This is a genomic window from uncultured Acidaminococcus sp., from assembly GCA_900538365.1.
Classification (GTDB): domain Bacteria; phylum Bacillota; class Negativicutes; order Acidaminococcales; family Acidaminococcaceae; genus Acidaminococcus.
This window is the reverse complement of record UPXT01000001.1, coordinates 16094-41366: the sequence shown is the minus strand read 5'-3', so window position 1 is coordinate 41366 and position 25273 is coordinate 16094. Positions and strand designations below refer to the sequence as shown.

The following is a 25273-nucleotide window of genomic DNA, read 5'->3' as shown; positions in this document are numbered from 1 at the left end:
TCTTTATTTTGGCTGGACGGTGTAGTCCTTGCCAAGGTACTGTTCGGAGAGCTTTTTCAAGGTTCCGTCTGCCTGCATTTCTTTTAGCACCTTATCCATCTTTTGGATGACAGGTTCAAACTTAGGATCCTTACGGAACATGAAATAGGTCGGAACAGACTGGAAGACGGGGCCAACAGAAACAACAGGGAGATTCTTGTCCTTTCGGGCCGCAGCCACGACATATTCATATTCGCCTGCGGCATCTGCCCGTCCGGTTGCAACAAGATTCAGGTTTTCCGCAGATCCCTTATCACTGTAAATGGCCTCAATGGCATTGCCATTTTTCTTATTGAGATCGTTGATGAGATCGCGGAACTCAGAATTTGCCGTAAGGGCAACTTTCTTTCCCTTGAGGTCGTCGAGACTCTTGATGTCCGTACGGCCTTCTTTGACGACAAGTTTCCGAGCCGTGTAGTTATTGGGCACATTCGTATAAAGGTACTTTCCTTCGCGAGCCGGATTGCGCCGCATTTGGTTGGCGATGGCATCAACTTGTTTGGAGTTCATGGCAACAATGGCAGCATCGACGGCCATTGCCTTGAATTCAAAATGCAGACTCGGATCACGGCGTTCCACTTCCTTAAGGATTTCCACATCGTAACCGGTGAGGTTTCCCTTATCATCCGTATAGGTGAACGGTTTCGCCGTTCCTCGGGTGGCCACCACAATCTTTTGAGCCTCTTTATGGGGGGCATTCCCTTCTTTTTTATCATTTCCGCAGCCGGCCAATGCACCGACAGCAGCGACAACGGTCAAAACAGCCGCCCATTTTTTTACTCGGTTTATCTTCATCATACTTCCTCCCCTGCTTCTACACTTAGGAGCGGCCAAAGTGACTCCATGGTCCCCTTGGGCCAATTCCTCGTTTGTTCCATAACTTTTCCGGCCCAGTTTTCATCCTTTGAAAGGGCTAATTTGTCGAATAATTCTTCCTCTGTAAAGGGCCGATTGGGCGACCCTGGCGGTGCGGATTCCTCTGCCGTGATGACCTTTCCCGATCTTGTCAGGACTGTTACAACAATCCTGCGCACACTTTTGGGGACACGCGGCAAATCACGGCTCCGCTGCATCCTGGGTAAGGCTTTTGTAAAGCTTTCCGGTACCTTTTCCAGATCAAAGAATCGGTCTTCTACGCGCCCCTGGGTCAGGACCTGATAAGCAACGTATTCCATGGAAAACTTTCCTTCCGTTCCCGTTAGAGGGGACTCATAGCGAAGGGCTTTATCTGCGCCAGGCGGAAAATGAAAAACGATTTTTTGCAGGTCATCGAGCCGAATGCCCTGCTGCCATAGCTTCTTACAAGCAGCTTCTCCACCAATGGCGGCACTGCAGTAAGGATGGGTTTTCATCCATAATCCAGGGTCAAGGATCTGCCCTTTATTGAGCCAGTGAGACTCAAAAAATTCAGCACTTCCCGTTGGTGCCGAAAAGGTTTTCAGCCATCCCGTTTGCGGATTGAAAGGCGTTTGCCTAGCGGACAGCCCGACGGCTGTCACAAGTTCAAAGGCAAAGACCGCGTTTCTTGCGGCAAAGCCTGAATGAAGGGGTTTGCCGTCACTGCCTGCCTGCAGTCCCAGACCGCCAGACTGACTGCCGCAAAGGGATAAGAGCCGCGCTGTTTGAGACTCGTCAAGCTGGGCCCATTTGGCTAGGGCACAGGCGCCGCCCAAAGGGCCCAAGGTTCCCGTGGAATGCCATCCCTGCCATTTATGTTCTGGATTGACAAGACTTCCCAATAGGCCTTCTAATTCAGCGCCCACAACATAGGCGGTCAAAAAGTCTTTCACGGACTGCTGCGGCGCCATAACGGAAAGGAGGACGGAAAAAAGAACGGTACTGAAATGTCCGGCAATGTTTGATTGGGCATCATCAAGGTCAAGATAATGGGAAGCAAACCCGTTGTAAAAGGCAGCAAAAATAGGGTGACTGGTTCCCTTTTGCCCCACCATAAGACCCTTACCGGCAAAGCCCTGGGCCCAGTGTGCTGCAGCCTTGACTTTCTGTCGCCCTACCGCCCGATAAAGGGAAGCAAGGTAGTCCAGAAATGCGCTCCTTGCTTCCAGTAAAAGATCATCCCGATGGGTCAGATCCGTTTCCTTGATGAGCCGGACAATGGTTCCCGTAATTTCATCCATAGTGTCCTCCCCTGCTGCTTTTATTTAGCGAATTTTGCCGCCCGGTCATTGGGCTCTTCCCAGATTGACATATCCAGACCTTTAGGCACAATGCGCGGAAAATCTTCAAAAGGCGTATGATCTACATAATAAAAGCGCTTGCGCATGGAGTCAAAATCCGTATTCTTTCCAAAGGCCGGATGGGAATAAAGATCCTTTGCATAGTTCCAAAGATTAGGATAATCCACGAGCCGTTTTTTGTTCACATAATATTTTTGATAGAACACAAGATCAAAACGGGCAAGGGTCACATAAAGACGGATATCCGGATCGGTGATGGTATCGCCAAACAGGTAGCGCCGTGAACCAAGACGTTTTTCCAGCCAGTCCAGACGGTCAAAGACTTTATTGTAGTAGAATTCATAATCCTTCTGGCTGGTAACAAGGGCTGCCAGGTTGACTGCAAGATTGACGTCAGCATAGATGATGTCATTGAGGGCATCAATATCATCACGCAGGGCTTCTGGATAGAGATCCGGTGCGTCAGGACGGAAGAATTTTTTCCAGGCCGTTTCCAGCTCCGTCGTAAGGTCGTGGTAGTCGTTATTGACAACAGCCCCCGTTGTGACATCAACAATGGCAGGAACGGTGCTGCGCTGATCATAGTGAGGGTTGCCTTTACGATAGCATTCCCCCAAGGAATGGACCTTCAAAACAGGGTCAACGCCGTCGGGATCAAGAGTAAAGAACCAATCACCAACAACACCGGCAGGACGCAGGGGGTCAACAACCCCCTTGGAAATCACTTGATCAAGACCTAACAGATCGATGGCAATGGCAATCCTATGAGCCCACGGACAATGGCGGGACCAAATAAGACGATACCGTCCCGCCTCCACAGGAAGGAAACCCGGTCCTTCGCCAAAGGGCGTCGTAAACTGAGGTTCCTCATCGTCAGCATATTTTTGGCGACGGTTGAAGTTGGAATGGTCCTGTCCATCATATTCCTTTTGAACCGTATGGGCCCGGGGATTACTGGAATGAAACTCGGAAAAATCAATGGGGCAAGGGTTCATGGCTTTTTTCACCGTTACCCTTTTCCATTCTGCTGCAATTTCAGGATCTTTTGCAAAACTCATCTTATCCACTCCCTTTAATTCCTATATTTCCTCTATGTTTTAGGTTATGTCCTATATCATAGCACTTTAGTCTAATTTGTCAATCAAAAATTTTCATGATTTTTATTATTATTATTAATAATCATAATGATATGATTATTAAGCCGTTTATTGGGATGTCTTGAGATAAACCGTGTTTCTATGCGCTTTCTCGCATAAAAAAAACTTTTCGCAGCAGCCAATCAAGCTGCCTCTGCGAAAAGCCAACAAATAAAATATTGATTTCTTATCCTACTACAAAACTAGTGATTTGTAAGTTCCAATTCATGGAAAACCTCCCCATCAAGCTTTTTCCACGTCACCTGATTTCCTTCAATGACAAGGTAGCTATGGGGCGAATTTTCTTTGGGTAAGGTCACGGATCCGGGATTGAGAACCCAGTGATCCGTCCCAAAGGGCGTCCAACAGGGCACATGGGTATGGCCGTGGAGCAGGATATCACCTGGGCCCAAGGGCGGCAAGGCACTCAGGTTATAATGATGGCCGTGGGTCACAAAATAGGTCCGTTCCCCTACCATCATGAGGGCATAGTCCGCCATGATGGGGAAAGCAAGGACCATTTGATCAACTTCACTGTCGCAATTGCCCCGTACGGCCGATATGGGGCAAGACGCATTTGAAAGTAACGCAATGACTTCCTTAGGGGCATACCCTTTGGGGAGGTCATTGCGAGCCCCGTGGTATAGCAGATCCCCCAACAGAAGCATTCGGTCCGCCTCTTCCCGGGCGGCTGCTGCCATGAGTTTTTTCGTGTAAAAACCCGAACCATGAAGGTCAGACGCTACGATCATCTTCTTCATCCTTCTTCCTCCTCCAGATAATAACGAATTTCGTCGAGGCAGCGAGGAAAGAGCACAATTTCTTCATAGTCGGAAACGATGAATTCCTGCCGTCCCATGCGCTGGCACATGGATTCCAAAGGATCATAGTAGCCGCTTACATTGTAGATGAGGCAGGGGGCGGTGCACTTTTTGAGGCGTCTTAGGCTCATGATTTCGGAGATTTCTTCCAAGGTCCCCGGACCGCCGGGAAGGGCAATGAAGGCTTCCCCTAGGTCGATCATCCGCCTTTTGCGTTCTTCCATGGTTTTCACCGTATAAAGCTTTGTGAGCCGGTCATGGACCTTATCCGGGGTCTTCAAAAATTCCGGGATGACCCCAATGACGGTACCCCCTTCAGCAAGCACCGCGTCCGCTACGGCACCCATGAGACCGATCTTGCCGCCTCCATAGATGAGGGTATGGCCATTTGTGCCGATCCATTGCCCCAGTTCTTTGGCTTTTTCTTGGTAAATAGGATCCGCACCAAACTGGGATCCACAGTAAACGGTGATATTCATAGAAAGCTCCTTTGGATAATTGCGGAAAAGGACCCACTCCGCAAGGGGCGTGGATCCAAAGTAATCAGAGAATGCTCAGTTCTGAGTTAAGAAGGTCGGTTACAAACATGTGACCGGGGGCATGCGTGATCATAAACTCAGGTTTTACGGCCATGGCGACGGCTTGAGGCGTTACGCCGCAGGCCCAAAATACCGGGATCTCGCCGGGGCGAATGGTGCTTGGTTCCCCAAAATCAGGATGATTGATGTCCTTGATTCCGATGGCGGCAGGGTCCCCCAGATGAATCGGAGCGCCATGGACGTTGGGCATGCGGCTTGTGACCTTTACGGCACGGATGGCGTCCTTCATCTTCATGGGGCGCATGGAAACGACAGTCGGTCCGTGGAAGACACCGGCAGGAATGCATTCACGGTTCGTAATATACATGGGAACGTTGTGCCCTTCCGTGATGTGGCGTACTTCAAGGCCCGCATCAAGGAGCGGCCCTTCAAAGGAAAAGCTGCAGCCGAGAAGAAAGGCGACGAGGTCATCACGCCAATATTGTTCAAGGGTGGACACTTCTTCTGCCATCTCGCCGTGACGATAGATGCGGTATTTGGGGATGTCATAGCGCAGGTCGGCACCGGGCGCGGCAAGGCGCGGTTCGGGGTTTCCCACTTCCGTTACGTCAAGGATGGGGCACGGTTTGGGATTGCGTGTTGCAAAAAGGAGAAAATCAAAGGCCAGGTCCTTGGGCAAAATGACGAGATTTGCTTGAGCGTAGCCATTGCATACGCCAGAAGTCTGACCTGTAAAGCGGCCGGAACGAACAAGCTCACGAAAAGCGGTCGGTTTCATGGTACTGCAGTCCATTGTCATGCCTCCTTTTGCCGTCTATGCGGCATCCTTATGAAAATATACATAGCTTTCTTTCACTATACCCTATCTTGAAGGCTTTGTGAACTCTTTTTTCCTGAAATAAAGGCCGCCGCCCGCAGGCAGCAGCCTTTATTTCAGGAAATGAGCGCATTCCACTGACGGGCAGGACCCGTCATGCCAGATTTTTTTGAGGAAAAGGAACCTGTTGCAAGAAAGACCGTAACGAGGTCCCAGGTACGAAGCATCTTTTCTTCTGCCATTTTGACCATGAAGAATCCCTCCATTTCAGATTGATTCAAATGAGCTGGGAAGATTCTCTTCCCTTCAAGAAGAGGATTGGTATTTTTTCCTTTCTTGAATGTTTTTCATTATACACTCTTTTTTATTCATGTTAAGGCATTCACAATTCCTTCACAATTTCAATTTGCAAGTTCATTTATATTGTAATGAATTTTACTTTATCTTGAAAAACTTATCATATTTCATTCATTTCTTGAACTCATTTTCATTTAACTGTTCTATTTTATCAACAAAAATCCACACGAGATAGAATTTCCTTTTCTCGTGTGGAGAGCGATATTTTTTGGGATCTGTATTTTTTTGAACAACAAGTATCCTCAGGCGGCGGTCATGGTCACATCCCCTTTGCGTCTTTGAAGGCGGCTCATCTTGTGATAGAGGTAGAACCAGTAACTTGAAAGGACGGTAAGAAGGATGACCCAGGAAATGGGCCAGGACAAATAAACAAGGGAAACAGGGCAGTTCGGGGCGCCGAGGTAGGCAATCCAGCCCAAGCGGAAGACGCAGGTCGCAAAAAGGTTCACGACCATGGGAGCAACGGAGATCCCGAAGCCGCGGATACTGCCAACGAGGACGTCTGCAATACCAAAAACAAAATAAGGGGCTGTCACCCACAAAAGCCGTTCTACACCATAAGCGATGACATCAGGATTGCTGTTAAAAAGGCCAATCATTTCCGGTGCCCAGAGCCGTGCGGCAACAGCCTCCATGATGCCCACAAAGGTCACAAGGCTGACACAGATTGTAACGACCCGTTTCACACGCTCCCATTTACCGGCGCCAAGGTTTTGTCCCACAAAGGTCATGCTCGCCTGATGGAAGGCATTCATGAGGATATACATGACGTTTTCAATGTTGGCTGCAGCGCCGCAGGCTGCTACGACCAGACTGCCATAGGTATTGATGGCGCCTTGGATGACGACATTGGAAAGACTAAAAAGACAGGCCTGGATGCCCGCTGGAACACCGATACGGCAAAGGTCGTAAAGGGCGTGACGATGGATGGCAAGGCGCCGAACGTCAAAACGCCAGGGTCCTGTTTCCTTGCTAAGGCAGCGAAGGACCAAGAAGGCACTGAGGGCCTCACTGATGATAGTCGCAAGGGCCACACCGGCCACATCAAGCTTCAGGAAAATGACAAAGATGAGGTTCAGCACTACATTCGTCACACCGCTGATGATGAGGAAGAAAAGCGGCCGCTCCGTATCACCAATGGCGCGCAGCGCTGCTGTCCCATAGTTATAGGCCATGAGAAAGAGGGTTCCTGAAAAATAGATACGCATATAAAGGAGCGCTTTATCATAGATATCCGGCGGTGTACTCATCCAGTGCAAGACGTAAGGAATAAAGATGATGGCAATGCTCCCCATGATGAGACCGCCTACAAGGGCAACGGTCATCGCCGTATGAAGGGCATGGGAAATTTCCCGGTCCTTGTCTCCGGCGCCAACATAGTTGGCAATGAGGACATTGACGCCAACGGAAATCCCAACCAGCATGTTGATGAAAAGAAAGATGGTGGATGTCGAACTGCCAACAGCAGCAAGACTGCTATAGCCCGCAAACTGACCGACCACAATCACATCGGCCGCGTTAAAGGCGATCTGCAGAAGGCTTGTCAGCATAACGGGCACACTGAAAAGAAGGATTTTCCCAAGCAGGGGTCCGTGCGTCATATCAATATTGCGTCGTTTTCTCACAGCCATGTTCCTCCAAGCTCCAATGGTTTCCCTATTTTATCATATTGTGTGATTTTTTTGTAAACAATTTGTAGGGTAAATTGGATGAAAAATCGGGTGATGGAGCCTAGGGCGGCTAGTTAAGGCGGATTGCAAGCTAACGCACAGACTTTGCTGCTGTGATGTGGGGAAAAACGCAAAGCAGGCTGACGACGTCGGACCTGAGACGCCAGCAATCTGCTAGCGCAGCGACGCGGGAGCTGTTGCGCGAAGGTTCTCCGAAGCGGCGCCGCCAAAAACAAATCGGCGACGCGTGAGTTTCCTTGCGGCCAGAGGCCGGTACTACTAGGAAGCCTGCCGCGTTTGACAGCTCAGATGGAGCAATATGGATCGCAGGCGAAAAAGAGGTCTTCTGTCATCCGAAACAATTCCTAGGAGCGGCCCCCCAAGGGCTCTATTTTTTCGGACGTCTTAGAAATGAGATTGTGGTACGTGACTTTTTTCGAATCGTCTTGCCCTTCTTGCGCTTAAAAGAATCTTTCCCAAGCAAGGAGGGCACGTAACTGCATCGAAGCGGAGCAATTTTTGCTCCGAGTAAAAAAAGAAAGGAGGGTGGCGCCGGCCTTTCGCATCACTCCCCTATCACTTTCACGCCTTAACGGTCAAGGTATGGCCGTTTTTATGGATGGTTCCGTGATTGACAAGATGCGTCACAACAGAGTCTTCTGTCAGGTCCCACACGGCACCTTTTTCAACGGTCACAGAAAGAGTGCCGTCCGCTTTTGACGCCGCACGATTTTCTTCAATTTGGGTCGAACCCGTAAAGGTGCTTCCTGCCCCCAAGGTGAGATCCAGTTTGGAAATGGTATCGGTCACAATCCGTCCGGAAAGGGTCTGGTCCTTCGCGTGAATCACGGCCTCTCCTCCATTGGCGCCAGCTGTCCCCCACCCTCTTATGGCACTGTTTCCGGTAACGCGGAAGAGCGCCTTTGAGGTATCGTCCTGACTGATCGTTACATTTTCCAAATCAACGGTACACTTTGTATTCGTTATGTAGAGGACATCTCCCTCATGAGCCTTAAGGGAGCCGCCTTGCATAGCAAAAGAACTGGTGCCTTCTTCGGCATCTCCGCTCATGGATTGGTAGATCATGACGGCTTGGGTGTTTTCTTCCTGTATCGTCGTAGGACCCATGGTCCGCATCTTATCCATGGCGCCTTCGAGGTCGCAGTCCGTCAGTTTAATGCTGTTTTTTCCTTCAATGACAGCGCCTTCAGAATGGGCTGCCGACAGCTTGGCGCCCGAAACAGCGATGTCGGCGGTGGAGTAAATCGCAGGAGAGCCAAGCCCCGCTGTTTCAAAGACGCCTCCTGTAACGCGGACCGTACCGCCGCCTCGGTCGGAACGAATGGCCGCGGCGGAATCTCCTTCTGTCAAGACCTTTACGTCAACGGCTTTCATGCTGGCGCCGCCCGTCGTCTGAAGACCGCCGGAATTGCGTCCCAGCGTATGGATGGTGACATTTTGTGCCGATACTTTCGTACCTTTGCCGTAGCTAAAAAGGGCGTTGCCATTGGGTGCGTTTGACGTAATGGCTGTATCTTCCACAGTAAGCGCTGCCCCATCCGTTGCCAAAACAGCTGCATTCATGCCGTAGAAGTCGCCACCTTCCGTGGAAGACGAAGTGCCGCCCATTTTTTCGATTTTGCTGCTTTTTAGCGTGACCGCAGCACCTTTGACGCGCAGGGCATTTTCATTGCTCCCTGTGGAGGTATAGGTCTTTTCCGTAAGGGTTTGTGCCTTAGTTACGGTCACCTTCGCAGTTCCCTGCATCACCGTTTGCGGTGGATTGAAGCCGCCTATTTCCCCTTGCGGGGGCATTCCATCTGGCGGAGGACCAGGAGTCAGCATCTGAAAAGAAGCGATAGAAGCACGCAGGTCCGCACTTTCAGCTTCGCACTCAGTATAAAAAGATGTCCCTAGAGGACTCATGAGAAAGGCCGCCAATACGGCCGCTGTCATTTTTTTCATGGCTATCACCTCAGGGCCAATCATAGGGCAATGAAGTGAAAGGAGCATGAAGAACGCGATGATTGTCAGCTGGCGCGTAAATCGCGCCCCTAAAGGGGCTGTGAGCTGTGAAACACAAAGGAAAAAGACTTGAAACGCATAAGAACGTAAGAAAAGTCCTAAACCAAACGTAAGCGCAGGCTCAGTTTAGGGCGCTTCATTTTTATTTGGATCCTGCAGAAACTGACTTTTTATATAAAGATCATGACAGCATCCAGAACGATACGAGTTTGTGTTTACCCTTAAAACTCGATGCGCAGCATCGATTCGTCTTTGCCAAGGCGGGGGAACCGAAACGGGGAAATTTCAACAAGCATTTATCAATAAAATGACCCGGTTTTGGTGGTGGATGATAAACAGTGCGCCGTTTCCTTGCGAGCGGTCAGCGAGGCGATTCGCCCAAGCCCGCCTTAGAAAGAAGCAAAAGGGCACGGAAGGTGAAGGCAAGGGGTCAGGAAGGCAAGCGCCCAGACGTAAGGGTTTCCCCCAACCAGCAACAAAATATCGTACGAAGCGTCATGCCTTCCTTGCATCCATAAAATAAGGAATATCGCACCGAGGCTGCCTCATAGTGGATAAACGGAGCGATTCTTGCTCCCAGTCAAAATAGGGATAGCGCCTTCCTTTATTTCCTTCTTCGCGGCCCCTTCATTCACCAAGGGAACGGCCCATATCATAAGCTTTTTTAGGGCCGGATGACCTTTGATGTCGCCGACGCGCGTTACGCCGCCCGCAAAGACCGTGCCTTTAAGGCTTGCTTTGGGGTAACATTCAATCCAGCCTTCCAGACCTGTGATGGATCTCGACGGTGTTTTTGCTTCATCTTCCGCGGCGCTTGAAAGAAAATAAATGTCTCGGAACTTGTAATCTGACGGATATAGCGGATTGGCCCGATCAAGAAGGGTCTTTAGCTGACCTGTCAGGCCATAGTAGTAGACAGGGGAAGCAAAGACAATCACTTGGCTTTCTTTCATTTCTGCCGTAATGGCTTCTGCGTCGTCATGAAGGACGCAGTGCTGCGTTTCCTGACAGGAAAGACAGCCTTGGCAAAATGCCAGTTGCTTTCCGGCAAGGCTCACTTTTTTCACCTCGCAGCCTGCTTCTTCCGCACCTTTTTGAAAGGCGTCACAAAGCTTTTCAGAATTTCCTCCCTTGCGAAGGGAACTTGAGATGATCAGGACTTTTTTCGTCATAAGGGCGTGCCTCTTTTCTTCTTTTCTTTCTTTTCAGTATATCGAAAACGGTCCCCTCCTTCCAATACCTATTCTGCAGACCGCGTCATACATAAAAGGTATACGCTGCTAAATAAGGCGGGGAGCGTCCAACTTCCATTGAGCTCAGCTGACTTCATGGGCGGCCTGACGTTCCCCCATAGTCTTCTCAACGAAAAAAGGCACAACGATAAAGAAAGCCATGAAGAAAGAAGCTGCGCCTTTCTTCATGGCCTTTGATCTTGTCCTATGACTTAGTTAAAGGTTGCGTCGGCATAGGCCTTCAGTTCTTCCCTAAAGGCTGGATGGGCGACGGAAATCATGGCATAGGCCCTTTCTTTCAAGGTAAGACCTGTGAGATGGGCCACGCCGTATTCGGTGGCGACATTTTGGATGAGGCCGCGCGGTGCGGAAATAGTACTTCCACCAGGAATGGCAGCAAGGATATTGGAGTGAAGCTGCCCTTTCTTATCCTTGCGGGCCGCATTGATGCAGATGTAACCCGCCCCGCCAGGGGAGAGGAAAGCCCCTTCTAGGAAGTCCAGCTGGCCGCCCGTACCGGAAAGCTGACGGGTCCCGACGGATTCAGCATTTTCCTGTCCCATGAGATCAAGCTGGACACCGCCGTTGATACTGATGAAGTTCGACAGTTTTTCCATGTTGCGCGGATTGTGGATATAATCCACATCGGCAGGATAGAACAGATCCGGGCGATCGTTCAGCCACTGATAAAGTTCTGCACTGCCGCTTGCAAGGTTCCATGCGGCAAGACCGGTATTGATTTCCTTCCTGCGGCCCGTCAGTTTTCCAGCTTGATAGAGCATCAGGAAGGCATCGCTGATGGTCCCCGTATGGCAGCCCAGATCTTCCTTATCGGATTTTGCGAGCATTTCGGCAATGGTAAAGGGAACGGTCCCCACACCAAGGGACAAGGTGGCGCCATTGGGGATTTCATTGACGACATATTCAGCAATCTTGATGTCCGCTTCCGACGGTGTACGGTACTTGTTGGCAGCAAGCGGTGCGTGTTCCCCTTCGACGATGAAATCAGCGTCGTCAAGGCTCACGCGGTGAGAACCATCCACACCCTGAAGAGTCGGCATGTGTTCATTGATTTCAAATATGACGGTCCGGGCTTTTTTCATGATGGTCTTCCAGGCATAGCTGGCAAGGCCCAATCCGCAGCAGCCATTTTCATCAGGTCTGGAGACCGGAATGCAGGCGACGTCAACGGTTAGGTATTCACGGTACATCTGCGGCAAAAGGCGAAGCAGCATGGGAGCAAAATGGATCTGTCCAGCCGAAAAGTACTTGCGTTCCGCGTTTCCCAAATGCCAGCTGTAATAGTCGAAGCTTTCATGGTTGGGGTCGCATTCGACAACGGCAATGGATGGACGGTAGACAAGGCCGCCGCGGATCTTGACATCCGTTACGGTCCCCTTTCTTTTAGCAAGGGCGGCATCCATCAGTTCCGGGAAGCCGGAGCCAAAACCAAAATCAACCCAGTCGCCGCTTTTAATGGCTTCTGCCGCTTTGTCAGCGGTCACAACTTTATTGAGATATTTTTCAAGCATAACGATACTCCTTTCAGGAAATGAATTTACCTTCTTTCATGGATCCATTCAGGGTGCCAACGGTCTTCGGCATTCCGCGTCTTTTGAGGGTGCCCCAAAGCAAAAAGGGCAAAGGCCTCTTCCTTAACAGGAAGGCCAAGGAGCTTTTTTACGGCAAGGGCCCGCTCGCGTCTTGGATAAACGCCCATCAATGTTCCGCCAAGCCCCAGTTCTGCCGTCTTGAGCCAGAGGTTTTCCGCGGCACAGGAGGCATCGATGGGGGCAAATTCAGAAACGATGCAGTCAGTCACATAGGTGATGACAATAAGGACCGGGGCCTTTGCGCCAAATGCCGCGTAGGGGCTGGTATCACAAAGCGCCTGTTGAAGTTTTTTGTCATAAATGACGTAAAACCGCCAAGGCTGCTGGTTGCACGCCGAAGGCGCCAGCATGGCGGCGCGAAGAAGTGCCATCACCTGACTTTTGGCCACAGGTTCATCCGTAAATGCCCGGACACTGGTCCGACTCTCAAATATGTCCATCAAGGTCTCCTTTTTGCTTTTCCCAGATACGCCGCAACTCTAGACAGCATGCTGCCTAGAGTTGCGTGTAAAGAAGGGTTTCAGACGGTCCAAGGATAAGAGGGGGATGGCTTAGACCGTCAGATGGAAGGAAAATCCTGCAATATCACCATCAAGGTAGATAAAAGTAATCTTTCCTTCTTCATTTCTTCGAATGGTATTTTCTTTGAAGGTGATGCCTTTGGAGGCGAGGTCTTTCATGGCCGCCTCGACATCATTGGTCTGGAGAGCAATGTGCCCGTGCTTTCCGATCTTGTTATGCTTCATCACTTCAAAAGCCGTGGAAACAAAGGTATGGGTATCATTTTCGTGACCCGTTTCCATGTTGAAGAGATGGCACAAAAGGCTGACAAGCTTTTTGGCCTCGGCCTCATTTTCACAATTGATGCCAACATGTTTCAGTCGATAGGTTACTGCCATGGTGGGCATACCTCCTCATTTGAGCATAGTCATTGGGCCTTCTTATGACAAGGGACTCCCCTATTGTACCATAGGCCGCAAGGAAAGTCCCTTATCAAAATCAATCATGGGTGTGGAGAATGGCGCCTTTATCCGCGGAAGATACAAGGGCTGAGTACTTCTTAAGGAGCGGAGACGTTGCCTTCACAACAGGTTTGAAATGTTTGCGTCGCTCGGCCAGTTCCTCATCAGAAAGATCCACGGTCAGTGAGCGGTTCGGGATATCGATGTGGATGATATCGCCGTCTTCAATAAGGCCAATTGGACCGCCAGCAGCCGCTTCCGGAGAAATGTGTCCAATGCAGGGTCCACGGGTCGAACCGGAAAAACGCCCGTCCGTAATAAGGGCCGTGCTTTCATCCATGCCGCGTCCTACAAGAAGGGCCGTGACAAGGAACATTTCCCGCATGCCAGGGCCGCCTTTCGGGCCTTCATAGCGCAGGACAATGACTTCGCCAGCATGGATTTCGCCGTTTTCAATGGCTGTAATGGAGTCTTCCATGCTGTTAAAGACGCGAGCCTTGCCCGTAAACTGGTGCATGGACGGTTTGACACCGCTGGCCTTGACGACAGCGCCATCAGGAGCCAGGTTGCCATGGAGGATAGCAATGCCGCCCTGCTTGTTTTTCGGTGCCGACCGAGGATAAATGACATCATTTTCCACAAGGGGCTGGGCTTCCAGCACTTCCTTGATAGAGTGACCCGTGACCGTGATCTGGGAGTCATCAATCTTATCTTGGATGGCCTTTAGGACGGCAGGAATACCGCCGTTATCATGGAGCACATCCACAGCATAGGCGCCGGACGGACGCAGGTTGCACAGATAGGGCACCTGCCGGCTGATCCGGTCAAAATCATCAAGGGTGATGTCCGCATGGGCTTCATGGGAAATGGCCATCAGGTGCAGGACGGAGTTTGTAGAAGCGCCAAGGGCCATGACGGCCTTGATGCCATTGAGGAAAGCTTCTTTGGTCAGGATTTTATCCGTGGAAAGGCCTTCTTTGACCATCTTTACGATGCGTTTGCCGCTGGCACGGGCAAGGCGCCGTTTTTCCGACGCGACAGCCGGACAAGTACCCATAAAGGGCAGGGTGAGACCCAGGACTTCGGCCAAGGCACTCATGGTATTGGCCGTTCCGAACATGGAGCAGGAACCCACCGTCGGAAGCGATGCCATTTCCATCTTACGCAGTTCATCATAGGTCATCTTGCCAACCTGATATTCACCGACAAATTCGCGCAGGTTGCTCAGGCAGATATTGGTCCTGCCATTCAATTTACCGGCAATCATAGGGCCGCCCGTTACGACAATAGCCGGGATGGACAAGCGGGCTGCCGCCATCATCATCCCCGGTACAATCTTGTCGCAGCTGGCGATGAGAACGACACCGTCAAGCTGGTTGCCTTCGACAACGGCTTCTACGGAGTCAGCAATGATCTCACGGCTCGGCAGGGAGTAGCGCATGCCGCAGTGGCCTTGGCAGAGGCCATCGCAAAGGGCAATGGTATCGAATTCACGGGGAATCCCGCCGCCTTCAAGGATACCATCACTTACATCCCGGGCCAATTCACGGAGATGGATGTGGCCAGGGACGAGTTCACTGAAGGAGTTGGCAATCCCGATCATGGGTTTGCGGAAATCATCTTCCTCGAGACCCATGCTGTAAAGCAGTGCCCGGTTTCCGCTGCGCCCCACTCCATTGACAAGGATACCGCTTCGCTCGTCCTTGTAACGCAATTCTTCTTTGTCACTCATGGGGAATCCCTCTTTCTAAGGAAAGGCGCATGCCCTTCCTCTTCCTTTTCTAATTCCTCAATCGCCTCTTACTTGATCAGCGATTACAGTTCGAGGCCTCGCTTGAAGGCCTTTTGGTTCGATTCTACCACTTTCTTCTTGCCGCCGAAACGGTCTTCGATAGCTTTAAGGCAGCCTTCAGCACCCAAAAGTCCCGTCTTTTTGCTCATGGTTCCCAGGGCAACGAAGTTAGCGCTTTGGATACTGCCAAGGGCAATGGCTTCACTGCGATACGGGAAACCGATATGTTCACCTTTGGCGCCCGCCTTTGGCGTGACTTCCTCGCTGTCATAAAAGACGATTGTGTCATCACGAAAGGCGTCAACATAGCGGTCGTAGGCAACCTGGGCCAAGCAGAGGATAATATCCGGGGAAGCAACATTCGGATAGCCGATTTCCCCATCGCTTATGATGACATCCGTTTTCGTGAAGGTTCCGCGTGCTTCGGAACCATAGGACGCCGACATGGTTGCATTCAGGTTTTCTTCATAAAGGGAAGCTGCAAGACCCATGACTTCGCCAACAGAAACAACACCTTGTCCGCCGACACCGCTTAAAACGATTTCTTTTTTCATCTTCAATCCTCAACTTTCTGGGCTTCAATGATCCGGGCATATTCCGTATAGTAATCATCCCGCGGTTCGTTCTTCAGGCAGCCCACAACGAGTTTTCCTTTCAGCTCTTCCTGAGACAGTTTCGCCGCCTGGCTGACGGTGACGCTCTGCTCGTTCATGAGCTTGAGCATACGGGAAGCTTCACCCAGTTTATTGAATTTTCCATAGTGGGTCGGGCAGGCACTCATGACTTCAATGAGGGAGAACCCTTTGACCTGCATCCCTTCCTTGATGAGTTTGCGGATCATGAGGGGGTTGTAGGCCGTAGCACGGCCAACGTAGCTGGCTCCAGCGGCAATGGCAAGCTGACAGATATCAAAAGCCTGTTCAACATGGCCATAAGGAGAGGTCTGGGTAATGCTATGGGTCGGCGTTGTAGCAGAATACTGACCGCCAGTCTGACCATAATTATAGTTATTGGAAATGATGGCCGTCACATTGATGTTGCGGCGGGCCGCATGGATGAGGTGGTTGCCGCCGATGGTCGTACCATCACCGTCACCCATGGTGACAAGGACATTGAGATTCGGATTGCCAAGGGCAACCCCCGTTGCTGCTGCAAGGGCACGGCCGTGGGTCACGTGCATGCAGTTGATGTCCAGGTAGTCATCAACACGGCCAAAGCAGCCAATCCCGCTGACAAGGGCCATATCGTGCTTATCCACTTCCAGTTCAGCCATAACAGCGGCAATGGACTGGAGCACAATGCCGTGGCTGCAGCCGGCGCACCAGGTCTGCGGCAATTTATCAAAGAGCATATAATCCTTGTAGGACTTCATTATTCCCGACCTCCTTTAACAGCGCTTACAACTTCCTCTGGAGTGATGAGGACGCCATCGGTGCGGTTTGCTTGAACAACCTTGGCACCATAGTCATTGAATTTGCGGACTTCACCCGCCAGCTGGCCCATATTGAGTTCGGCAACGACAACGGTCTTTGCCTGCTGAAGGGCTTTGCGGATGGCTTTTTCTGGCATGGGCCATACGGTTACAAGCTGCAGCATCCCTGCCTTGATGCCTTCCTTGCGGAGCAGATCAACAGCGCTACGGGAGCTGCGGACAGAGCAGCCAAAGGAGATGATGACCGTATCTGCATCTTCCATCTGATACTCACGGGTGATGGTGATGTCATCGGTATGGTTTTCAACCTTATCAATGAGATAATGGGTTACACGGTTGATGTTTTCCGGCGTCGGTCTGAATTCACCTTTTTCATCATGGGTGGAACCCGTTGTTCTCATAAGGAGGTCGCGGTCTCCGGCGCCAACCATGGGAGCTGGCAGATCGGAGGAATAGTCATAGGGATGGAAATCTTTTTGAGCCGTCCCCTTTGCAGGCGCTTTGCGGTCAATGATTTCCTCCGGTTCCGGTTTGCGGATGCGGACCGTTTCACGGAGGTGGCCAATGACTTCATCAGCCAGGAAAATGACCGGCGTGCGATATTTCTCAGCAAGGTTGAACGCCGTAATGGAAAGGTCATAGCAATCCTGGACGGAAGACGGAGCCAGTGCAATGATGCTGTGATCCCCATGGGTCCCATAGCGGGCCTGCATGAGGTCCCCTTGGGCCGGTTTCGTGGCAGCCCCCGTCGAAGGACCGCTGCGCTGTACATCATAAACGACGCAGGGCAGTTCACTCATGACAGCAAGGCCGAGGTTTTCCTGCATCAGGGAGAAGCCAGGACCGCTGGTTGCCGTGAAGGCTTTCTTCCCAGCAAGGGAAGCCCCGCACAGGGCAGCCATGGAGCTGATTTCATCTTCCATTTGAATATAGACACCACCGTGACGGGGCAGTTCCTTGGCAGCCCCCTTAGCGACTTCCGAACTCGGGGAAATCGGATAGCCCGCATAGAAACGAGCACCGGCAGCGATGGCGCCGGCCACCATGGCATCATTACCTTCCATGAATTTCTTGACAGTTTTTCCCATTTACTTTCCCTCCACATCAATAGCAAAGTCCGGGCAGCGCATGGCGCACATCCTGCAGCCAATGCATTCGTCAGCACGCGCGGCAACAGGCGGTTTGCCTACTTCCTGATCAAAGACCTGTTTTGGACACAGGGCAGAGCAGATTCCGCATTGCTTGCAGAACTTTGTGTTGATCTTGATGAGAAACTTTCCTTCCATGGTCATCCCTCCATACAGATTGTCCCCCTAGAGGACAGTTAACAGCACCCCAGCCCTCAGCGGGCCGGATGATTGATGATATAAAGCGGCTCTTTGCCAGAAAAAAGATCATCAATGGCATGAGCACAATTCATGGCAACCGCAGTAACAGCTTCTTCACTAAGGGCCGCTGTATGCGGCGTCCCAATGAAGTTTGGCAGTTCAAAGAGTGGATTGTCCGGCGTCGGCGGTTCCGTTTCAAAGACGTCGCCAGCAGCGGCTCCAATCCGACCCTCCTTCAAGGCCTGATAGACAGCTTTTTCATCCCAGATGGCACCGCGGGAAACGTTCAGAAGAATGCTGCCGCGTTTCATATGGGAAATACTCTCTTCATTTAGGATATGGAACGTTCCCTTATTAAGGGGCAGATGAGGCGAAACCACATCACTGCGTTCCATCAGATCATCCAACGTGCCCGTAAATTCAATCCAGTCAGGGAACTTCGATTGGTCTACAAATTTATCATAGACAAGGATTTTCATCTGAAACCCAAAATGAGCAATCTTGACGGCCTCCATGCCAATGGGCCCAATGCCGATGGAACCGAAGACCTTGCCGCGGGCTTCGTGTGTTTCCACACGGTCGCGGCTCTTCCAATCTCCTTTGCGGACTTCCCGGTCAAGTTGGGAAATCTGGCGCAAGGCAGCGAGCATGAGGGTAATGGCATGCTCAGCCACGGAATAGGTGTTGCACCCACGGGCAAGCGTCACGGTGACGCCTTTTTTGTCGCAGGCCTCAAGATTGATGTTTTCATAGCCAATGCCGTAACGGGCAATGATCTTGAGGTTCCTAGCGGCTTCAATGACAGCCGGTGTATATTTTTCCGTACGGGCAATGACGGCATCAACGTCGCTGATTGCCTTTTTCATGGTTTCTTCATCCGTGCCTTCCAGTTCGACGAGTTCAAAGCCTTTTTCCATAAGGAACGTACGCGCCGACTCTTTCAAGGCTTTTGGAATCAAGATCTTATACATGGATAAATCGCCTCCCCTGTCTTGCAGGAAAGGGAAAAGCACTTGCTTTTCCCTTGGTTTGACTTACAGAAAGAACTGGATGACGAGCAGCTCTACGAGCCCTACACCCGCCATAATCATGGAAACAGCCGTCTTGCAGGCAAGCTGTTCCTTAAGATCGGAAACACCAAACATCCCATTCCATACCCAGAATCCGGAATCCGTAAAATAGCCGAAGGAAATGGCACCGACACAGCAGCTCATGGCCATAAGTAGCGGGCTGATGGTGAGCTGCCCCATAAGAGGCATGGTCAGCGAAGCTGCCGTAACGATGGCAACCGTAGCAGAACCAAGGACAATTCGCATCAGGGCTGCAATGCAGAAAGGAATGAGGACAGCCGGAATGGGAAGTCCTACAACCATGCTGCCGAGGACACTGCCGATGCCGGAAGCACGAACAACGTAGCCCAGGGAGCCGCCTACACCGGTAATGAGCATGATGAGCCCTGTATCCTTGATGCCTTCATTCATGATATCAAGGACTTCCTTGGTCTTTCGGTCCGGCATTAATCCATAGATAGCAATAAGACAGCCAATCATCAGTGCAACGATGGGGCTCCCAAATAGAGCCAGGGCCGGGTAATAATAAGCCGCCTTATCGACGCCAGCAAGGTCAAGGACAGTCTTTAACAGGATCAGGAAGAGCGGCACCACAATTGGTGCTGCGGAAATCCAGAAACCGGGCAGGTCGTCACGGTTCAGGAACTGGTCCAAAAGATCCGTCGAGGCCAGTTTTATTTCGCCGTCCTTACTGGGACGAACATATTCATCGTCCTCATTGACGACTTGATAGATTTTCTTTCCAATCCACATGCAATACGGCACGACCACAATCAGCATGGGAATCGTCAGGAGTGCGCCACCGGCGATCATCTGACCAACATCAACGCCGAGCATACCCGCTGCCGTCAAAGGTCCCGGCGTGGGCGGTACAAGGACGTGTGTCAGCTGAAGCCCGCAGGCAAGGGCAAGTCCCAAGCCGATGACGGATTTGCCCGTCACCTTGGAAATGGCCTTGCAGAGCGGACAGAGCATAACGACGGCCGAATCCGCAAAAACTGGAATGGAAACCACCCAGCCCGTCACACCCAGGGCCCATTCTTCATTGCCCTTGCCTACGGCCTTGATGAAGCTTACAGCAAGACGTTCGGCCGCGCCGGATTTTTCCAGGACGGCGCCCATCATGACGCCTAGGCCAATGATGATGCCCGTGCTTGACAGGGTGTTGCCAAAGCCCGTGGTGATGGCATTGATAACACCAACGATGGTCTTTCCATCCGCTGCTTTGACGGTCACGATCGGCATCCCGCCGATAATGCCAGTGATCAAGGCAGCTAAGAGCATTGCAATAAAACTGTGGACCTTGGTTTTGGCAACCAAGATGATCATGGTGATGATGCCAAGGCTTAAGCCAAGGAGCATCCGTGTAGATTCTGCCATTTTTGAAACTCCCTCACATATTTTCTTATTTACGTAGATGGGACGGGAAAGGCCTCACTCCTTTCCCGTCCGCCCTGCCGCCTCACTTCAGCAGGTCATTTTTTATCAGCGTACAAGGCACGGAGACTTGGAATCAAATTTCCAGCCCGGGATCAAGTACTGCATGGTAATGGCGTCATTGCGGGCGCCCAAGCAATGTTTCTTGTAAAGTTCATGGGCCTTCATCACCTGGTCACGGTCAATTTCAATCCCCAGACCCGGTTTATCCGGGACCTTGATCCCGCCGTCCACAATCTTGAGCGGCTCTTTGGTCAGGCGTTCGCGGCCTTCCTGCCAGATCCAGTGCGTATCAAGGGCATTGTATTCACCCGGCACGGCAGCGCCGACATGGACACACATGGCAAGGGAAATATCGAAGTGGTTGTTGGAGTGGCTGCCCCATGTATAGCCGAATTCGTGGCACATCTGAGCCACACGGACAGAACCATTCATGGTCCAGAAATGCGGGTCGGCAAGGATAATGTCGACTGCTTGGCTTTCCAGGGAGTGACCGACTTGACGCCAATCCGTAGCAATCATGTTCGTTGCCGTCGGGAAACCAGTGCGGCGGCGGAATTCGCTCATGATTTCGCGGCCGGAATAACCGTCTTCGGCTCCGCAGGGATCTTCACAATAGGTCAGGATGCCGTGCATATCGGATACATAGCGGACAGCATCATCAAGGTGCCAAGCCCCATTGGGATCAAGATCCATACGGGCATCAGGGAAAGCTTTCTTCATGGCTTTGATGACCTTCATCTCTTCATCGCCGCGAAGGACGCCGCCCTTTAGTTTGAAATCCTTGAAGCCGTATTTGTCCTTGGCTGCTTTGCACAAGGCCACAACATGTTCGGCATCAAGGGCTTCTTCATTGCGAAGACGGTACCACTGGCAGTCGGAATCTTCTTCAGACTGATATGGCAGATCCGTTTTCTTACGGTCGCCAACAAAGAACAGGTAACCGAGGAAGCGGACAAAATCACGCTGCTGACCAGCACCTAAAAGGCGGCAGACTGGCATATCGAGTGCTTTACCCAACAGGTCAAGGCAGGGAGTTTCAATTGCTGTCAGAACATGGACACCTGTACGAAGGTCGAAGGTCTGGGCACCGCGTTCATCCTTTTCGCCGCTCTTATCGAGTTCAGCCTGGACCTTAAGAAGCGTATTGCGATAATCTGAGACTTTCGTCCCAACAACAATGTCGCTCACATTTTCAAGGGCTGTCGTGATCTTGGGCCCCCCCGGAACTTCCCCTACCCCTGTATTGCCTTCGCTGTCCGTCAGGATCACGATGTTGCGGGTAAAGTACGGTGCATGACCTCCACTGAGATTGAGCAGCATGCTGTCGTGACCGGCAACAGGATATACTTCCATTTTGGTAATCACAGGAACCATTACGCTTTTTCCTCCTTCATGTTATGCATCTTGTTACAGACGCCCATCCTGAAATAAGTGTTTTCAGTTATTTTAGAATCTTTTCAAGATTCTCTCGTTGACTTTATTGTACGGTGCATGGTACTATAATTCAAATTGTTTGTTTTTAGAATTATTCTAAGAAATTCTAATTGAAAGTTAACCTAATTCCCAAAGAAGGGCCACCTCTGCAGGAAACGATACTTGTCAGCGGCTCTCCCATTTTCAAAAGTGGGCACACATGCCCAAGGAGGCATCCATGGACCTTAAACAAATTGAATACATCGTTAAAATCGCAGAAACGGGGAACATCACGCGGGCAGCCGAGCAGCTTTTTGTAACCCAGTCCGCTCTCAACCAGCAGCTTCTCAAACTGGAAAATGCCTTGGGCATCAAGCTGTTTTACCGCAGAAAGCACGACCTGACGCCAACAGATGCAGGAAAAGTCTACTTAAAATACGGCCGACAGATGCTCATTGAAAAAAGGGAAGCCTACAACATCATCAACGACCTTGCCCAAGATAACTTGGGGCATCTTTCCTTTACCTTTTCCCGTGAACGCGGCCTCGATATGTTTGTTGCCACATACCCTGCTTTCCACCGTCAGTTTCCCGGCATCATCGTGGAACCTCACGAAATGCGCGTCCATAACCAGCAGCTCCAGATTGCCCAGGGTTATGTGGACCTGGGCCTTGTCACGCTTTCGGAGCAGCAGAAATTGGCCGACCTCCAGTATGACCACATCCGCTATGAACCCCTGCTCCTGTGCCTGCCGCGAAAGCATGCCCTGGCCAAGAACGCAGCGCCCGTGGGGACCTATTTGGAAGATCTTCCTTATATGGATCTATCAGCAATCAAGGAGCTGCCCTTTGTGCTCATCTACAAAGAATCGACCATGCGAAGCCTCATCAACCGGATCCTTGGAGCAGCCAAGATCCGTCCTTATGTCCTATTTGAATCAGGCAGCATCCGCGCCCTGTTGAAGATTGTAGCAAGCGGCCTTGCCTGTACCATCACCTCGGCCGGCTATATCCGCGGCAAGGACGATGTGGCGTTTTACCGGATTCCTGGCGATCCTTTGTGGGAAATGTGCACGGTCCACAAAAAGGATACCTATGTCAGCAAGGCCATGGCCTGCTATAAAGAGCTTATTTTTAAGTACTTTACTGAAAAAGACCCGCTCCTGACGAGTAGGAAATAAGGACAAAAGAAATGCCCGCTCCCAGACGGAGCGGGCATTTCTTTTGTCCTTATTTTTTGGAAGCAGCAACCAGTGCCTTAAAGAAGGCAAGGCAGGTATCAACATCAGCATATCCTTTGGGGTCTTCATGGTTCAGGACGACTTTTTTAAGATCATTTTCCGGATGAAATTGAAGCCCGACTGCAAATTTGCGGCGAGGATCTTCAACGCCCTCGATAAGGCTCAGGCCCTGATCAGTATATTCTGCCGTCTGGATAAGACCCGTTCCTTCAACGGAAAGGATATTCTGGTGATGCCAAGAAGAAACCTTGTCAAACGTATCGGCCCCTACAATGTTCCGCAACTTGCTTTTTACGGGCAGGATGCGGATTGCATGATGGGTGTAGTCCCGTTTGGGCGTCCCCGGTGCCATACGATGGATTTCCTTATAGGCCTTAACGCCCTGGTTCTTGTAATAATCAGGAATATCCTGGATGAAGGTGACGCCGTACACAATGCCCATCATCTGCTCACTGCGGCATACGTTAAGAACGGGAATGTCATGACGGCGGCAATAGTCCTGCAATGCGTAGTCAGAAATATCCCGGGCCGCATTGATTGTTTCACCGTGATTTTTTTCTGTCTCCGGCACCTTGTACAGGGAGGGACTGATGTCTTCCCCACCTGTCCCAAATACACCGTCGATTCCCTGCATCACGGTCTTGATATTGGTTCGTTTGAATCCATCCTGGCGAATTTTGTCGGCATAGGCCTGCTTCAGCATCCCAGAAGGTTCCACATAGGCCTTATCCACCGTTCCATCGGCAGCGTAGGTAACATCCGTGCTCTTGATCTGATCCAGTTCGACAGGGATCCCACCGGCCATCGTAATGATCTTTTTGAAAGCCTCATACGATTTTGCCTGTTTAGGACTTTTCCAGGAAATCCCGATGACCGGTTTTCCGCCCACCATGGCATGGGCTTCCTGCCCATAGCCTAGGCAAATTCCTACCGTTAGGATTGCCGCCGATAAAACATGACTCCATTTTCCCATCTTTTCCTACTCCTTTCTGTATTCCATTCAAGTAACTGATTCCAGTCTATCAAGACAATAAAAAGAAGTCAAAAAAAAGGACAGCTTTGAATCAATCTGCATCGATTCTTGAAATCATTTCATCCATCAGATGACCTGGAATACTGATACGTTTGGTTAAGGAGCTTCTTTTCCCCACTCAGCTTCCCTTTGCACCAGCAAAAGAAGATGATATAATAAATAAAATAATGTTTCTGTCCTTTATCATGCAGTTTTTCTATCGTTAGGAGGCACTATATGGAGCTGCGATCCCTACGCTACTTCTTGGCGGCCGCCCAAGAAGAAAATATGACCAAGGCGGCAGCAGTCCTTCATTTGACGCAGCCCACCTTGTCAAGGACCCTCATGGAACTGGAACATGAACTGGGAAAAACCCTCTTTATACGCAGCAAAAAAGGGTTGATTCTTACCGAGGCTGGCCGTCTCCTGCAGCACCGCGCGGAAGAAATCCTTTCCTTGGTGGACCGGACGGAAGGAGAAATGAAAAAAGACCAGGAGATCAGTGGGGACATCTATCTTGCAGCTGGTGAAACGGATTCGCTCCGCGATATCGCCATGATGATGTCAGAACTGCAACAGACCTATCCCCGCCTCCGTCTCAGAACCAATTCAGGGGATACCCTCTTCGTCCTCGAATCGCTCGATAAAGGGCTTGCTGATTTTGGACTTGTTTTTGAAGTCCTTCAGGATGAACGCTACAAGAGCCTTCCCATCAAGAAAAAAGAAAGGTGGGGCGTGCTCATGAAAAAGGACCATCCCCTCGCCCAAAAACAAAGCATCTGTGCAGAAGAGCTCATGGCCTATCCCATCATCCTTTCCGAACAATCCCTGCGCAATGGAACCATGGAAAAATGGTTTCATAAAAAGCTTTCAGACCTATCCATTACAGGCACGTACAGCCTCGTCAATAATGGCATCAAGATGGCCCTTGGCGGCATGGGCTGCGTCCTGACGTACGAAGCCCTTTCCCCCTTGGGATCTGAAATACTTGTTTTTCGCCCCCTTCGTCCTGTCCTTAACGAAGAAGCCTTTCTCATCTGGAAAAAACACCGTGAACTTTCAGCACCGGCCAAACTCTTTCTTGAAGAAAGCAAAAAACGCCTGACGAAATAGCCAAAAAAAGACTGTGAAGAAATG

Annotated in this window: 23 protein-coding genes and 1 pseudogene; 2 read left to right on the top strand and 22 right to left on the bottom strand. The window is 50.8% G+C overall.

What is annotated here, in order from left to right:
• Positions 1–3 precede the first annotated feature (3 nt).
• From QZQ08_RS00205 to QZQ08_RS00105, 21 genes and pseudogenes are all read right to left on the bottom strand, one after another.
• The gene (locus QZQ08_RS00205) at positions 4–837 is read right to left on the bottom strand and encodes a transporter substrate-binding domain-containing protein (RefSeq protein WP_296326287.1); all 834 of its coding nucleotides are present in this window, start codon (positions 835–837) and stop codon (positions 4–6) included.
• Positions 834–2177 carry an MmgE/PrpD family protein gene (locus tag QZQ08_RS00200; RefSeq protein ID WP_296326284.1) on the bottom strand — a complete coding sequence of 448 codons (1344 nt, stop codon included), beginning with the start codon at positions 2175–2177 and terminating at the stop codon, positions 834–836. The genes QZQ08_RS00205 and QZQ08_RS00200 overlap by 4 nt, the downstream gene beginning before the upstream one ends.
• Positions 2178–2197: 20 nt before the next feature.
• Positions 2198–3295, bottom strand: a complete 1098-nt coding sequence (locus QZQ08_RS00195) for a glutathione S-transferase family protein (RefSeq protein ID WP_296326281.1) — start codon at positions 3293–3295, stop codon at positions 2198–2200.
• A gap of 281 nt (positions 3296–3576) precedes the next feature.
• Positions 3577–4134, bottom strand: coding sequence for a phosphodiesterase (gene yfcE, locus QZQ08_RS00190; protein WP_296326278.1), 558 nt, complete (start codon positions 4132–4134; stop codon positions 3577–3579).
• Positions 4131–4673 carry a TIGR00730 family Rossman fold protein gene (locus tag QZQ08_RS00185; RefSeq protein ID WP_296326270.1) on the bottom strand — a complete coding sequence of 181 codons (543 nt, stop codon included), beginning with the start codon at positions 4671–4673 and terminating at the stop codon, positions 4131–4133. The genes yfcE and QZQ08_RS00185 overlap by 4 nt, the downstream gene beginning before the upstream one ends.
• A gap of 64 nt (positions 4674–4737) precedes the next feature.
• On the bottom strand, positions 4738–5532 hold the full coding sequence (locus QZQ08_RS00180) for a putative hydro-lyase (RefSeq protein WP_366140895.1): 795 nt from the start codon (positions 5530–5532) through the stop codon (positions 4738–4740).
• A gap of 134 nt (positions 5533–5666) precedes the next feature.
• Positions 5667–5831, bottom strand: coding sequence for a hypothetical protein (locus QZQ08_RS00175; RefSeq protein WP_296326263.1), 165 nt, complete (start codon positions 5829–5831; stop codon positions 5667–5669).
• 318 nt (positions 5832–6149) lie between these two features.
• Positions 6150–7538, bottom strand: a complete 1389-nt coding sequence (locus tag QZQ08_RS00170; RefSeq protein WP_296326260.1) for an MATE family efflux transporter — start codon at positions 7536–7538, stop codon at positions 6150–6152.
• A gap of 621 nt (positions 7539–8159) precedes the next feature.
• Positions 8160–9542 carry a hypothetical protein gene (locus tag QZQ08_RS00165; RefSeq protein WP_296326258.1) on the bottom strand — a complete coding sequence of 461 codons (1383 nt, stop codon included), beginning with the start codon at positions 9540–9542 and terminating at the stop codon, positions 8160–8162.
• A 687-nt stretch (positions 9543–10229) separates the two neighbouring features.
• A pseudogene (locus QZQ08_RS00160) lies at positions 10230–10774 on the bottom strand (flavodoxin family protein).
• 272 nt (positions 10775–11046) lie between these two features.
• Complete coding sequence (locus tag QZQ08_RS00155; protein WP_296326251.1) at positions 11047–12366, bottom strand: acetyl-CoA hydrolase/transferase family protein; 1320 nt, start codon at positions 12364–12366, stop codon at positions 11047–11049.
• 26 nt (positions 12367–12392) lie between these two features.
• Complete coding sequence (locus QZQ08_RS00150) at positions 12393–12887, bottom strand: nitroreductase family protein (RefSeq protein ID WP_296326249.1); 495 nt, start codon at positions 12885–12887, stop codon at positions 12393–12395.
• A 111-nt stretch (positions 12888–12998) separates the two neighbouring features.
• Positions 12999–13346: a VOC family protein gene (locus QZQ08_RS00145; protein ID WP_296326247.1), complete on the bottom strand. Its 348-nt coding sequence runs from the start codon at positions 13344–13346 to the stop codon at positions 12999–13001.
• A gap of 100 nt (positions 13347–13446) precedes the next feature.
• Positions 13447–15141 carry a dihydroxy-acid dehydratase gene (gene ilvD, locus QZQ08_RS00140; protein ID WP_296326243.1) on the bottom strand — a complete coding sequence of 565 codons (1695 nt, stop codon included), beginning with the start codon at positions 15139–15141 and terminating at the stop codon, positions 13447–13449.
• An 83-nt stretch (positions 15142–15224) separates the two neighbouring features.
• Positions 15225–15755 carry a 2-oxoacid:acceptor oxidoreductase family protein gene (locus QZQ08_RS00135; protein WP_016459453.1) on the bottom strand — a complete coding sequence of 177 codons (531 nt, stop codon included), beginning with the start codon at positions 15753–15755 and terminating at the stop codon, positions 15225–15227.
• A gap of 2 nt (positions 15756–15757) precedes the next feature.
• On the bottom strand, positions 15758–16573 hold the full coding sequence (locus QZQ08_RS00130; protein WP_296326238.1) for a thiamine pyrophosphate-dependent enzyme: 816 nt from the start codon (positions 16571–16573) through the stop codon (positions 15758–15760).
• Entirely contained in the window at positions 16573–17721 is a 1149-nt protein-coding gene (locus tag QZQ08_RS00125) for a 2-oxoacid:acceptor oxidoreductase subunit alpha (protein ID WP_296326237.1), read from the bottom strand. Before QZQ08_RS00125 ends, QZQ08_RS00130 begins: the two co-directional genes overlap by 1 nt.
• A complete protein-coding gene (locus QZQ08_RS00120) occupies positions 17722–17919 on the bottom strand; it encodes a ferredoxin family protein (protein WP_296326235.1) in 198 nt (65 codons plus the stop codon).
• Between the two features lie 56 nt (positions 17920–17975).
• Complete coding sequence (locus QZQ08_RS00115; protein WP_296326232.1) at positions 17976–18932, bottom strand: hydroxyacid dehydrogenase; 957 nt, start codon at positions 18930–18932, stop codon at positions 17976–17978.
• 63 nt (positions 18933–18995) lie between these two features.
• Entirely contained in the window at positions 18996–20411 is a 1416-nt protein-coding gene (locus tag QZQ08_RS00110; RefSeq protein ID WP_296326229.1) for a GntP family permease, read from the bottom strand.
• A gap of 105 nt (positions 20412–20516) precedes the next feature.
• Positions 20517–21845 (bottom strand): enolase C-terminal domain-like protein, encoded by a 1329-nt coding sequence (locus tag QZQ08_RS00105; protein ID WP_296326226.1) that lies wholly within the window; start codon positions 21843–21845, stop codon positions 20517–20519.
• 277 nt (positions 21846–22122) lie between these two features.
• Between QZQ08_RS00105 and QZQ08_RS00100 the strand changes: the two genes are divergently transcribed.
• Positions 22123–23064 (top strand): LysR family transcriptional regulator, encoded by a 942-nt coding sequence (locus QZQ08_RS00100; protein WP_296326224.1) that lies wholly within the window; start codon positions 22123–22125, stop codon positions 23062–23064.
• Positions 23065–23113: 49 nt separating this feature from the next.
• On the opposite strand, the gene QZQ08_RS00095 is transcribed toward QZQ08_RS00100, so the two are convergent.
• Positions 23114–24097 (bottom strand): gamma-glutamyl-gamma-aminobutyrate hydrolase family protein, encoded by a 984-nt coding sequence (locus QZQ08_RS00095; RefSeq protein ID WP_296326221.1) that lies wholly within the window; start codon positions 24095–24097, stop codon positions 23114–23116.
• A gap of 276 nt (positions 24098–24373) precedes the next feature.
• On the opposite strand from QZQ08_RS00095, the gene QZQ08_RS00090 reads away from it, so the two are divergent.
• A complete protein-coding gene (locus QZQ08_RS00090) occupies positions 24374–25249 on the top strand; it encodes a LysR family transcriptional regulator (RefSeq protein WP_296326218.1) in 876 nt (291 codons plus the stop codon).
• Positions 25250–25273: the final 24 nt, after the last annotated feature.

Coding starts and splice junctions, on each gene's coding strand:
- QZQ08_RS00145 (WP_296326247.1), bottom strand. CDS start 13,346: ATGGCAGTAACCTATCGACTGAAACATGTTGGCATCAATTGTGAAAAT.
- QZQ08_RS00125 (WP_296326237.1), bottom strand. CDS start 17,721: ATGGGAAAAACTGTCAAGAAATTCATGGAAGGTAATGATGCCATGGTG.
- QZQ08_RS00165 (WP_296326258.1), bottom strand. CDS start 9,542: ATGAAAAAAATGACAGCGGCCGTATTGGCGGCCTTTCTCATGAGTCCT.
- QZQ08_RS00155 (WP_296326251.1), bottom strand. CDS start 12,366: ATGCTTGAAAAATATCTCAATAAAGTTGTGACCGCTGACAAAGCGGCA.
- QZQ08_RS00105 (WP_296326226.1), bottom strand. CDS start 21,845: ATGGTTCCTGTGATTACCAAAATGGAAGTATATCCTGTTGCCGGTCAC.
- QZQ08_RS00130 (WP_296326238.1), bottom strand. CDS start 16,573: ATGAAGTCCTACAAGGATTATATGCTCTTTGATAAATTGCCGCAGACC.
- QZQ08_RS00095 (WP_296326221.1), bottom strand. CDS start 24,097: ATGGGAAAATGGAGTCATGTTTTATCGGCGGCAATCCTAACGGTAGGA.
- QZQ08_RS00115 (WP_296326232.1), bottom strand. CDS start 18,932: ATGTATAAGATCTTGATTCCAAAAGCCTTGAAAGAGTCGGCGCGTACG.
- QZQ08_RS00185 (WP_296326270.1), bottom strand. CDS start 4,673: ATGAATATCACCGTTTACTGTGGATCCCAGTTTGGTGCGGATCCTATT.
- QZQ08_RS00150 (WP_296326249.1), bottom strand. CDS start 12,887: ATGGACATATTTGAGAGTCGGACCAGTGTCCGGGCATTTACGGATGAA.
- QZQ08_RS00100 (WP_296326224.1), top strand. CDS start 22,123: ATGGACCTTAAACAAATTGAATACATCGTTAAAATCGCAGAAACGGGG.
- QZQ08_RS00205 (WP_296326287.1), bottom strand. CDS start 837: ATGATGAAGATAAACCGAGTAAAAAAATGGGCGGCTGTTTTGACCGTT.
- QZQ08_RS00200 (WP_296326284.1), bottom strand. CDS start 2,177: ATGGATGAAATTACGGGAACCATTGTCCGGCTCATCAAGGAAACGGAT.
- QZQ08_RS00120 (WP_296326235.1), bottom strand. CDS start 17,919: ATGGAAGGAAAGTTTCTCATCAAGATCAACACAAAGTTCTGCAAGCAA.
- QZQ08_RS00170 (WP_296326260.1), bottom strand. CDS start 7,538: ATGGCTGTGAGAAAACGACGCAATATTGATATGACGCACGGACCCCTG.
- ilvD (WP_296326243.1), bottom strand. CDS start 15,141: ATGAGTGACAAAGAAGAATTGCGTTACAAGGACGAGCGAAGCGGTATC.
- QZQ08_RS00195 (WP_296326281.1), bottom strand. CDS start 3,295: ATGAGTTTTGCAAAAGATCCTGAAATTGCAGCAGAATGGAAAAGGGTA.
- QZQ08_RS00110 (WP_296326229.1), bottom strand. CDS start 20,411: ATGGCAGAATCTACACGGATGCTCCTTGGCTTAAGCCTTGGCATCATC.
- QZQ08_RS00090 (WP_296326218.1), top strand. CDS start 24,374: ATGGAGCTGCGATCCCTACGCTACTTCTTGGCGGCCGCCCAAGAAGAA.
- QZQ08_RS00135 (WP_016459453.1), bottom strand. CDS start 15,755: ATGAAAAAAGAAATCGTTTTAAGCGGTGTCGGCGGACAAGGTGTTGTT.
- yfcE (WP_296326278.1), bottom strand. CDS start 4,134: ATGAAGAAGATGATCGTAGCGTCTGACCTTCATGGTTCGGGTTTTTAC.
- QZQ08_RS00180 (WP_366140895.1), bottom strand. CDS start 5,532: ATGACAATGGACTGCAGTACCATGAAACCGACCGCTTTTCGTGAGCTT.